Source organism: Pseudoalteromonas sp. 2CM28B, from assembly GCF_023161935.1.
Genome location: NZ_JALNTH010000040.1, coordinates 48,883 through 59,934, shown reverse-complemented (window position 1 = coordinate 59,934; position 11,052 = coordinate 48,883). Strand labels below are relative to the sequence as shown.

The 11,052-nt window shown below is 41.8% G+C and carries 11 protein-coding genes; all 11 read right to left on the bottom strand.

What is annotated here, in order from left to right; all coding sequences use genetic code 11:
- Positions 1-417: 417 nt before the first annotated feature.
- The 11 genes from MTN96_RS30895 to MTN96_RS30845 all read right to left on the bottom strand — a co-directional run bounded on the left by MTN96_RS30895 (position 418) and on the right by MTN96_RS30845 (position 10,935).
- Positions 418-2,202 carry a choice-of-anchor I family protein gene (locus tag MTN96_RS30895; RefSeq protein WP_248533986.1) on the bottom strand — a complete coding sequence of 595 codons (1,785 nt, stop codon included), beginning with the start codon at positions 2,200-2,202 and terminating at the stop codon, positions 418-420.
- Positions 2,203-2,345: 143 nt separating this feature from the next.
- Positions 2,346-3,704: a bifunctional UDP-N-acetylglucosamine diphosphorylase/glucosamine-1-phosphate N-acetyltransferase GlmU gene (gene glmU / locus MTN96_RS30890; RefSeq protein WP_248533984.1), complete on the bottom strand. Its 1,359-nt coding sequence runs from the start codon at positions 3,702-3,704 to the stop codon at positions 2,346-2,348.
- A 297-nt stretch (positions 3,705-4,001) separates the two neighbouring features.
- Positions 4,002-4,424 carry a F0F1 ATP synthase subunit epsilon gene (locus tag MTN96_RS30885; RefSeq protein WP_008464176.1) on the bottom strand — a complete coding sequence of 141 codons (423 nt, stop codon included), beginning with the start codon at positions 4,422-4,424 and terminating at the stop codon, positions 4,002-4,004.
- Between the two features lie 13 nt (positions 4,425-4,437).
- A complete protein-coding gene (gene atpD, locus MTN96_RS30880) occupies positions 4,438-5,823 on the bottom strand; it encodes a F0F1 ATP synthase subunit beta (RefSeq protein WP_024601473.1) in 1,386 nt (461 codons plus the stop codon).
- A 33-nt stretch (positions 5,824-5,856) separates the two neighbouring features.
- Positions 5,857-6,717, bottom strand: coding sequence for a F0F1 ATP synthase subunit gamma (gene atpG / locus MTN96_RS30875; RefSeq protein WP_138626157.1), 861 nt, complete (start codon positions 6,715-6,717; stop codon positions 5,857-5,859).
- Between the two features lie 59 nt (positions 6,718-6,776).
- Positions 6,777-8,318, bottom strand: a complete 1,542-nt coding sequence (gene atpA, locus MTN96_RS30870; protein ID WP_248533982.1) for a F0F1 ATP synthase subunit alpha — start codon at positions 8,316-8,318, stop codon at positions 6,777-6,779.
- A 14-nt stretch (positions 8,319-8,332) separates the two neighbouring features.
- A complete protein-coding gene (gene atpH, locus MTN96_RS30865; RefSeq protein WP_016900009.1) occupies positions 8,333-8,866 on the bottom strand; it encodes a F0F1 ATP synthase subunit delta in 534 nt (177 codons plus the stop codon).
- A 16-nt stretch (positions 8,867-8,882) separates the two neighbouring features.
- Entirely contained in the window at positions 8,883-9,353 is a 471-nt protein-coding gene (atpF, locus tag MTN96_RS30860) for a F0F1 ATP synthase subunit B (RefSeq protein ID WP_036980703.1), read from the bottom strand.
- A 41-nt stretch (positions 9,354-9,394) separates the two neighbouring features.
- Positions 9,395-9,628, bottom strand: coding sequence for a F0F1 ATP synthase subunit C (atpE, locus tag MTN96_RS30855; protein ID WP_004335261.1), 234 nt, complete (start codon positions 9,626-9,628; stop codon positions 9,395-9,397).
- Positions 9,629-9,681: 53 nt separating this feature from the next.
- The gene (atpB, locus tag MTN96_RS30850; protein WP_138626155.1) at positions 9,682-10,539 is read right to left on the bottom strand and encodes a F0F1 ATP synthase subunit A; all 858 of its coding nucleotides are present in this window, start codon (positions 10,537-10,539) and stop codon (positions 9,682-9,684) included.
- A 15-nt stretch (positions 10,540-10,554) separates the two neighbouring features.
- The gene (locus tag MTN96_RS30845) at positions 10,555-10,935 is read right to left on the bottom strand and encodes an ATP synthase subunit I (RefSeq protein ID WP_008112121.1); all 381 of its coding nucleotides are present in this window, start codon (positions 10,933-10,935) and stop codon (positions 10,555-10,557) included.
- Positions 10,936-11,052: the final 117 nt, after the last annotated feature.

Genomic DNA, 11,052 nt, shown 5'->3' with positions numbered 1-11,052 from the left:
CACACAGATGATTGCTTTATATTGTTAAAGAACGTTGCGATTAAAGCGTTAAACTTTATCTCGCTAGGGCTGCGCATATTACGCTTTCCTATTTTTTTGTCAACACTTAATTTTTAGTTTCTTTTAAAAGATTTAAAAGCTAAGTTTTACTCGACTTACTTACCGTTTGTTCAGCGCTTTTCATTGCTGCCTGCCGGGTCAGTGGATGCGCATTATAGGGATATTCTGGAGAGGGTCAATGCTTTATTTCAGTTTTATTAAATTAATTTCAATTTAGTACAATAACCATACAAACAAAGGGTTGTAGAGGTGTTTTTGATTAAAAAGCATTCAGAAAAGGCATAGTTATTAAGAGAGGAGAAAGTAAAAGCGATTTATAGCTAACCGCTATATTGCTTTTACTTAAAACTTTACTAATTACTGAGTTGTTATTTCCCATACGGCAATTGAGCCTGAGATTTCATTACCGACTATAAGCAGTGCTTCGTTTGTTGCACTTTGCGCTGCAGGAACAAATGTCATTCCTTCAGGAGCGAGATCGCCACTTATATCTGTACTTGGTTCTAAACCACGATTATAAAAGTAGTCTTGAAATTTCACATCATAAGGGTTGGTTATATCAAACACCATTATTCCGCCCATACGCTCTAAGCCAACAAAAGCAAATAACCTGTCGCCAACCTCACCTAATGTTAGCGCTTCGGGTTCTGCCCCTTTATCATCTGAGCGTGTATCGCCTTTGTTTTCATCTTCGTTATTATTAAACGCGTTACCATGAACAGAAGCGGTTACTCGTGCAATTTGATCGCCTGAGTCAAACACCACCAGCCCATTGCTATCCCAAATGGTAAATGACCGTGCGCCATAAGCATAAAGCGATTCGTATTGGCCATCGTTATTTTTATCACCTTTTACTGTTGTAACTTTTAAACGACCAATGTCGTTATCATCGTTATTTAAGTAATCGAAGTTAGCTGCGAGCGTTAGATCTTCTACGCGGCTTTCATCTATATATCCCAAACACCCATCTTTAGCGTCATAATCAAGGCCACCCTGAGCGATACAATCAGCTTCATCGCTGGCATCAAAAAAGTATTCGCGTGCATCACCCTCATTGGCAGATACAATAAAGTTGGCTCCTTTCCAGCTAAAACTTGCAATTGTATCTGGCTGATACATGCCATATAAACCAGGGTATGATTTAAAATTAACACCACCGTCTTTGTCTGAAGCGTCAAATTGTAAGTTTGACCAATCTTTAAAACCGAGTCCTTTTAGCTCAAGGGAATTATCTTCAAGGTTGATGATGGCTAGAGCGTTATTTTCTTGAATAGAGACATAGGCGTATTTATTATCCTTGGAAATACTCACATATTCTGGCTCTAAATCCATAGCGACGGTGGTATTTATTAAATTACCATTAATAGTACGTCCAGTAGGATTGGCAAACACTAAGCCCTGCGCTTCTAATTCTGCTTGCTGATTATTGTAATCTTGAAAGTTGATGCTCATAGCGGTATCGGCAATAGTGCCGTTAGTGATATCGATAATGCTAATAGTGCCTTCGGGGTCGATACTGTAGTCGCCATTAGGTTCACCTTCATTAGCGACCACCACTTTTGCACCATCATGACTAAATGCCACCATGTCGGGTAGGGCACCTACTGTTACATTTTTAATAAATACTGGTGTATCTCCGCTAGTATCGTAAAACGCTATTTGGCCAGCTTCGCCCACGTTTGTAGCAGCCATTGCTACCGCTAATAATTGGTTATTTGCATCGATAGCTATGCTGTTTGCATCGCCAGGCGTATTTTCATTTAGTGAGAGCGTAATGGCAGAGGCTAAGTTGGTCGCGGTTACAATACCTTCGTTATCTTTTACTAATGCTGCGGTGTCGAACGTATCGGCAGGAATGATATTCACAACAGCCTCATCGCCAGAGCTATTAATGGCATAAATCCATTTTTTAGAGGCTTGGTAGGCGACTATTTCAGCTGCCCCCTCTGGGCTTTGTGCATTGAGGACCGCGCGGCCAATAAGATTTATATTTAAAGCTGAATTTGCATTAGTGCCGTTTTCGCCATTATTACCCGCTGTACCTTGTACACCCTGTGCGCCATCTTGGCCGTCATCACCATCTAGTGAGCAACCAGTTAATAGTGATAGCAAAGAAAGGGCTATTATTGATTTGTTTAACATTATTGTTTTCCTTAGTGTTGTATTAGTTAAATATCAACACACAGGGATGACAGCAATATGGCATTTTTATTTGAATTATATTTAGGCAATAAAAAAGCGAGTTATAAAACTCGCTTTAAATATTTAATAAGTAATGGCCATTACTATTTTTTAACTGGGCGTTTCCAACCATCTAAATTGCGTTGCTTGCCACGTGCTACGGCTAACTGATCATCCGCGACAGTATTGGTGATCACAGAACCTGCACCTACAGTTGCTGTAGCACCAATATTTACAGGAGCAACCAGTGATGAGTTAGAGCCAATAAAGGCATTATCGCCAATAACGGTTTTCGCTTTATTCACACCATCGTAGTTACAAGTGATCGTGCCTGCGCCAATATTCACTTTTTCACCAATTTCAGCATCGCCTAAGTAACTTAAGTGGTTTGCTTTAGAACCCTTACCTAAACGAGTTTTTTTCATTTCGACAAAATTGCCAATGTGCGAGTCTTCTTCCATTACTGCACCAGGGCGAAGGCGGGCGTATGGGCCGAGTGTACATTGAGCTGCAACTGATGCATCTTCAATTAGTGTATTGGCTTTAATAATAACATTATCACCGATGCTACAGTTTTTAAGTACACAGTTAGGTCCAATTTGTACGTTATTACCTAAGGTCACTGTACCTTCAAAAATAACGTTGATATCGATGAGGACATCTTCACCTGTTTTAACGTCGCCACGTACGTCAATACGTGCAGGGTCAGCAAGGGTGGCCCCATTTAGCATGAGTTCTTCTGCTTGCCATGCTTGATAAGCACGCTCTAATCCTGCAAGTTGTACGCGGTTATTTGCACCTTCAACTTCCATTGGGTGATCTGGTTGTGCTGATGTAATTTCTACGCCTTCACTATGCGCCATAGCAACTATATCTGTTAGGTAGTATTCACCTTGGGCATTATTGTTAGATAGGTTACCTAACCATGTTTTTAAAAGCTTACCATTTACCGCCATAATACCGGTGTTTACTTCGTTAATAAGTAACTGCTCTGCGGTAGCATCTTTTTGCTCAACAATACCCACTAACTTACCATCAACACGTAACATGCGCCCGTAGCCATTTGGATTTGCTAAATTAACGGTTAATACTGCTAAACCATTTTTAGGTGTCACTGCTAATAAGCGCTCAAGTGTAGATTGTTTCGTTAAAGGTACGTCACCGTATAAAACCAGTACAGCGTCGTCGTCATTTATATGTGGGTTTGCTTGTGCCACTGCGTGGCCTGTGCCTAGTTGCTCAGCTTGTAGCACCCAGTTTACGTTATTATCGGCTAACTGTTGTTGTAATAGTTCGCCGCCATGACCATAAACTAAGTTAGTCGATGTAGCACCTAGCGCATTGGCATTATCGATAACGTGTTGCACCATAGGTTTACCTGCCACTTTATGCAGTACCTTAGGCAGAGCAGAGCGCATACGAGTACCTTTACCCGCTGCAAGAATTACTGTTGTTAGAGCCATTAAAACAATTTCCTTTTTCCGTTGTTTTAGCTTGATAGAATAAGTGTGCTGCAAAGTAGATTACGTAAGTCACATCATGTGCAAATACTCAGTAGGCTAAGCAATGACTACTGAATCTTAACTTAAGCAAAATAACACCTAATAGAATAGGGTTATTGTAACGAGGATCTTGCGTAGATATAAGTAATAATGAAGAGATATTAGCCATTACGATTAATTTATTTACAAATAGTCACGGGATTTATCATCAAGCACAAAAAAGCCCACATAAAGTGGGCTTTTAAAAACCAGATAGGCTTACTTTTTACGTAATTGCTGAATAATGCGTAGCTGAGCAATTGCTTCAGCTAGTTGCATTGCTGCTTGATTGTAATCAAGTTCAGCAGATGCGCCTTTTGCCATTTGGGCTTCAGCGTCACGCTTAGCTTGCTCTGCAGCTTTTTCGTCTAGGTCTTCACCACGAACAGCTGTATCAGCAAGTACGGTCACTATGTTCGGTTGAACTTCTAGTGTACCGCCAGCAATATAGATGAGTTCTTCTTCACCAAATTGCTTAACTAAACGTACCATACCAGGTTTAAGGGCAGTTAGTAGTGGGGCGTGACCGGCGTTAACACCTAACTCACCTTCACTACCAGATACTTGAATAGATTCTACTAAACCAGAAAATAATTTCTCTTCAGCACTTACTACATCAAGATGTACAGTCATAGCTGCCATACTACCCTCCTAATTACATGCTTTTGGCTTTTTCTTGAGCTTCTTCGATAGAGCCAACCATGTAGAACGCTTGCTCTGGCATATCATCAAACTCACCGTTTAAGATACCTTTGAAGCCTGCAATTGTGTCTTTAAGTGAAACGTATTTACCTGGCGCACCTGTAAATACCTCTGCCACGAAGAATGGCTGAGATAGGAAACGCTGGATTTTACGTGCACGAGATACAAGTTGCTTATCTTCGTCAGAAAGCTCGTCCATACCTAGAATCGCGATGATGTCTTTAAGCTCTTTGTAACGCTGAAGAACTGTTTGAACGCCGCGCGCTACACCGTAGTGCTCTTCACCGATTACTTGTGGATCAAGCTGACGTGAAGATGAATCAAGAGGGTCTACCGCTGGGTAAATACCTAGTGATGCGATATCACGTGAAAGTACCACTGTTGCATCTAAGTGAGCAAACGTTGTTGCTGGAGATGGATCCGTTAAATCATCCGCAGGTACGTATACCGCTTGGATTGAAGTAATTGAACCTGTCTTAGTAGATGCGATACGCTCTTGAAGTACACCCATTTCTTCAGCAAGTGTAGGCTGGTAACCTACCGCTGATGGCATACGACCAAGAAGTGCTGATACTTCTGTACCCGCAAGTGTGTAACGGTAGATGTTATCTACGAAGAAAAGTACGTCGCGACCTTCGTCACGGAACTTCTCAGCCATAGTAAGACCTGTTAACGCTACGCGTAAACGGTTACCCGGTGGCTCGTTCATCTGACCGTATACAAGCGATACTTTATCAAGTACGTTTGAATCGTTCATTTCATGGTAGAAATCGTTACCCTCACGAGTACGCTCACCAACACCTGCGAATACTGAGTAGCCGCTGTGCTCGATTGCGATGTTACGGATAAGTTCCATCATGTTTACGGTTTTACCAACACCGGCACCACCGAATAAACCAACTTTACCACCTTTAGCGAATGGACATACAAGGTCGATTACCTTGATACCCGTTTCTAAAAGTTCTACTGAGCTTGATTGCTCTTCGTAAGTAGGTGCTGCACGGTGGATAGACATACGCTCGTCTTCACCGATTGGACCTGCTTCATCAATTGGCTCACCAAGTACGTTCATGATACGACCTAGGGTCTTAGTACCAACTGGAACTTGAATTGCTTCGCCTGTGTTTGCTACTGCAGCACCACGACGTAAACCGTCTGTAGTACCTAGTGCGATAGTACGTACCACACCGCCACCTAGCTGCTGTTGAACTTCTAAAGTCAAACCAGCTAAATCGCCATCTGTTACTTTTAGCGCGTCATATACGGCTGGCACGCTGTCTTGTGGAAATTCGATATCCACAACGGCGCCGATAATTTGGACGACCTTACCTAAACTCATGTCTATTCCTCTCGTTAATCTTTGCCTGAAGCATTAAACTGCTGCTGAACCAGAACAAATCTCACTAATTTCTTGTGTGATTGCTGCTTGGCGAGCTTTGTTATATACAAGCTGTAACTCATCCATAAGGTCACCGGCATTATCAGTTGCAGCTTTCATTGCAACCATGCGGGCAGCCTGTTCAGAGGCAGCGTTTTCAACTACACCTTGGTATACCTGAGACTCAATGAAACGTACTAACAAAGACTCTAAAATAGCCTCTGGGTTTGGTTCATATAAGTAATCCCATGCATGTGTAGATACTTCTTCTTCAGCTTTTGGCAAAGGGAGTAACTGATCTACTATTGGCTCTTGCTTCATGGTATTAACAAAGTTGTTATATACCAGGAATAAACGGTCAATTTTACCTTCAGAGAATGCATCTAGCATTACTTTTACAGGACCAATTACATCCTGTACTGAAGGCTTATCTCCAAGACCTGCTTTTTTAGCAAGCACTTGACCACCAAAACGTTGAAAGAAGCCAGCTGCTTTACTACCTAAAGTAGCAAAATCAGCATCTACGCCTTTTTCTTTCCACGCTTTAATCTCTAATGCGACTTTTTTAAACTCGTTTGAGTTTAAACCGCCACACAGACCACGGTCAGTAGAGATAACAATATAACCAACTCGTTTTACTTCACGTTCTTCTAAGAACGGGTGAGTAAAATCAAGATTTGCTTGAGCAACACGACCAATCACTTTACGTAATTTTTCAGCGTATGGACGGCTTGAAGCCACTCGTTCTTGCGCCTTTTTCATTTTAGACGCAGCAACCATTTCCATTGCGCTAGTGATCTTTTGAGTATTTTTAATACTGCCGATCTTGCTTTTAATCTCTTTTCCGCTGGCCATGACTCTCTCTCCGAATCAAGGTGTGCTTTAGAATATAAAGCACACCATTAATAACTAAATTACCAAGTTTGCGTAGACTTGAACTTCTCTAGAAGTTCTTTAAGCTGCGTTTCGATCTCGGCGTTGTAGTTACCAGTTTCATTGATTTGAGCCATAAGCTCTGCGTATGTGCTATTTGCGTAAGAAAGTAAAGCCGCTTCGAAATCCATAATTTTAGCGATTTCGATGTCTTTTAAGTAACCTTTCTCAGCTGCGAATAACGACAAAGACATTTCAGCAACAGACATTGGCGCGTACTGTTTCTGCTTCATTAGCTCTGTTACACGCTCACCATGCTCAAGTTGAGCACGAGTAGCATCATCAAGGTCAGACGCGAACTGCGAGAACGCAGCTAATTCACGGTACTGAGCTAGGGCTAGACGGATACCGCCACCTAGTTTCTTAACGATTTTAGTTTGTGCAGCACCACCAACACGCGATACCGAGATACCAGCATTTACTGCCGGGCGGATACCTGAGTTGAATAAGTCAGTTTCTAAGAAGATCTGACCATCGGTGATAGAGATAACGTTTGTCGGTACGAACGCAGAAACGTCGCCGCCTTGAGTTTCAATGATAGGCAATGCCGTCAATGAACCTGTTTTACCTTTCACTTCACCGTTAGTGAATTTTTCAACGTAATCCGTGTTTACACGTGATGCACGCTCTAAAAGACGCGAGTGAAGGTAGAATACGTCACCTGGGTATGCTTCACGGCCTGGTGGACGCTTAAGTAGCAATGAGATTTGACGGTAAGCAACAGCTTGCTTAGATAAATCATCATATACGATTAATGCGTTTTCACCACGGTCACGGAAGTATTCACCCATAGTACAGCCCGAGAACGGTGCTAAGTACTGAAGTGCCGCAGATTCAGAAGCAGATGCTACAACTACGATAGTATTTGCAAGTGCTCCGTGCTCTTCTAATTTACGTACTACGTTAGCAATAGTAGATGCTTTTTGACCAACCGCAACGTACACACACTTAACGCCTGTGTCTTTTTGGTTGATGATAGCATCGATTGCTAGTGCAGTTTTACCTGTTTGGCGGTCACCGATAACAAGCTCACGTTGACCACGACCAACTGGAATCATTGCATCGATAGATTTGTAACCAGTTTGCACTGGCTCATCTACTGATTGACGCTCGATTACACCTGGTGCAATTTTTTCTACAGGTTCAAAACCGTCGTTATCTAAAGCGCCTTTACCATCGATAGGAGCACCTAGTGTGTTTACAACACGACCAAGTAGACCCGCACCAACAGGCACTTCTAAGATACGACCAGTTGTGTATACTTTTACGCCTTCTGTAAGGTCAGCGTAAGGACCCATTACTACTGCACCAATTGAGTCGCGCTCAAGGTTTAGTGCGATAGCATAACGGTTGCCAGGAAGCTCAATCATCTCACCTTGCATACAGTCAGCTAGACCGTGGATGCGAATGATACCGTCAGTAACAGATACAATTGTACCTTCGTTACGAGCTTCACTTACAACTTCGAACTTCTCAATACGTTGTTTGATCAGATCTGAAATTTCAGTGGAATTAAGTTGCATGCTCTTTTTCCCAATTACGATTGTAGTGTTGTGGCTAAGCGATTTAATTTACCGCGTAAAGAGCCGTCAATTACAGTGTCACCCGCCTTGATAATAAGACCGCCAACAACTGTAGCGTCTTCACTACAATTCAGCTTAACTTTGCGTGCGAAACGTTTTTCAAGTGCCGCTACCAATGATTCTTGCTGCGCTGCAGCAAGAGGCGTTGCCGAAATCACGTCAATATCGATTTCTTTGTCATAGTCTGCTTTTAAAGCAGAAAATAAATGAGCAACTTCAGGTAGTGCAATCAAACGTCCATTTTCAGCCATCACCTTAACTAGGTTCTGACCTTGTTCGTTGAGCTGCTCACCACATAAGTTAATAAATAACTCAGCTTGTGCAGTAGCAGTAGGCAACCCAGCTAAAATGGTTGATGCCTGTTCATTGCTGGCAACGTGGCCAGCAAAGAACAACATGTCATTCCAACTTTCAATGGTGCCTTTTTCAACGGCAAGTTCAAAAGCCGCTTTAGCGTATGGGCGAGCGATAGTAGTCAATTCAGACATGCTCATACCCTCCTAATTACAGCTCAGCGACAAGTTTTTCAACGATGTCACTATGTGCGGCTTGATTGATTTCGCGCTCTAAAATTCTTTCTGCGCCAACCACAGCCAGAGTTGCTACTTTCTTACGTAGCTCTTCTGTCACACGGTTACGCTCTGCTTCGATTTCAGAGTGCCCTTGAGCAATAATTTTTTCACGCTCTTGTTGACCACGAACAGTTTCTTCGTCAACGATTAGCGTGGCACGCTTTTTAGCTTGTTCAATGATATCAGCCGCTTGAGCCTTTGCATCTTTAAGCTGTTCTGCAGCTTTGTGTTGCGCAAGTTCTAAGTCTTTTTCGGCTCTATCAGAGGCAGCTAAACCATCTTCGATTTTCTTCTGGCGAGCTTCAATTGCACCGTTTAGTGGTGGCCATACGTATTTCATACAAAATAATACGAACACCGTAAACGCAATTAATTCACCGATAAGAGTGGCGTTTAAGTTCACAACCGCTCCTCCTTAAATAGTAAGCTGTTCAAAAAATAAAATTAAAGTACGAACAACAATACCATCGCGATACCAACACCAATCATTGCTACAGCATCGATTAGACCAGCAAGGATAAACATTTTAACTTGTAGCGATGGTGCAAGCTCAGGTTGACGCGCACATGCTTCAAGGAATTTACCGCCCATGTTACCAAAACCGATTGCTGTACCGATTGCACCGAAGCCGATAAGTAAAGCTACTGCGATGTACTTAAGACCTAATACTAGTTCCATTTTTTTCTCCAAAGTTTCAATTGTAATTAAAAGTAAAAATTAAAAGTTATAAATTAGTGATTATCCGAACTTGCCATGCTTAGGTATACGATTGTAAGCATCATGAATACGAATGCTTGCAATACAATTACCAAGATATGGAATACAGCCCACACAAAGTGCAACGGTAGTTGCATTAAACCTATTGCACCGATAAGGATGAAGATTAATTCACCTGCATATAAGTTACCGAACAAACGCAGAGCCAGTGAAAACGGCTTAGAAACCAATGCGATAAGTTCTAGTAATAGGTTGAATGGGATTAAAAGAATCTGCATAGCTGTATTGTTTGAACTAAACGGGTGAAGTGTTAGTTCTTTAATAAAACCGCCGATACCTTTGATTTTAATTGAGTAACCAATCATTAGAATGAACACGCCCAGCGCAAGTGCAGCTGTCATGTTGATATCTGTAGTTGGTACAATTTTCATGTATACGTCGTGTGAATCCATACCGAATGCAGTTTCGCCAACAAAGCCAGCAAATGCAGGTAGGAAGTCAACTGGGATTAAATCCATTAAGTTCATTAAGAATATCCAAACGAATATTGTTAATGCTAATGGTGCAATTAGCTTACTTTTACCGTGGAAGGTATCGCGTACGTTGTCGCCAACGAACTCAACAACCATTTCAATGAAACATTGAAGTTTTCCAGGTACACCCAGAGTTGATTTTTTTGCGGCACTACGGAAGATCCATAAAAATATTAGACCTAGTCCGATAGACCATGCGAGGGTATCTATATGCCATGTCCAGAAGCCACTATCCGTACATGCTTTATTGAAGGCAAGACCGGCGTCGGTCGAGCACATCTTAGCATTGGTTAAGTGGTGCTGAATATGGCTAGATAGAGTAACTTCTTCTGCAGCCATGTTATATCCCAAAAGTTAATGTTTAAAAAAAACGGGTGTAAACAATCCTGTAAACAACACCAACACATAAGCACAAAAGAAAGGTAGCAGTACTACCGGATAAAGCTTTAGCATTAGTGCAAACAAAACGATTGTTAGCATAAATTTTAATCCGTTGCCGCGTTTTAACGAGGCATACGCTTGATTTGCTCGACTTGCACCCATATATCTGAATGCATAAAGCGCAAATACAAAGTTAGGAAGTACTGCGACTGCGCCACCAGCTAGAGCTGAAAGTGCGGCATTGGTTTCCCAACCTATAAAAATTATTAGTGCAGCTAAAAGGGCTACAAATCCCTGAAGGCAAATTAATTTTAATGCGGCAAGCCTATACGGGCTCGCTAACTTATTAGTCACTTTTAATTAACCTTTATGACGCTCTAATTGTCAGGGTATGAAAACTGGCGAAATTATACTTAATCCTGCCAGTTTTGCAACTTGAGTAGGTGCTTTGTAACACAAAATCGCTGTAAA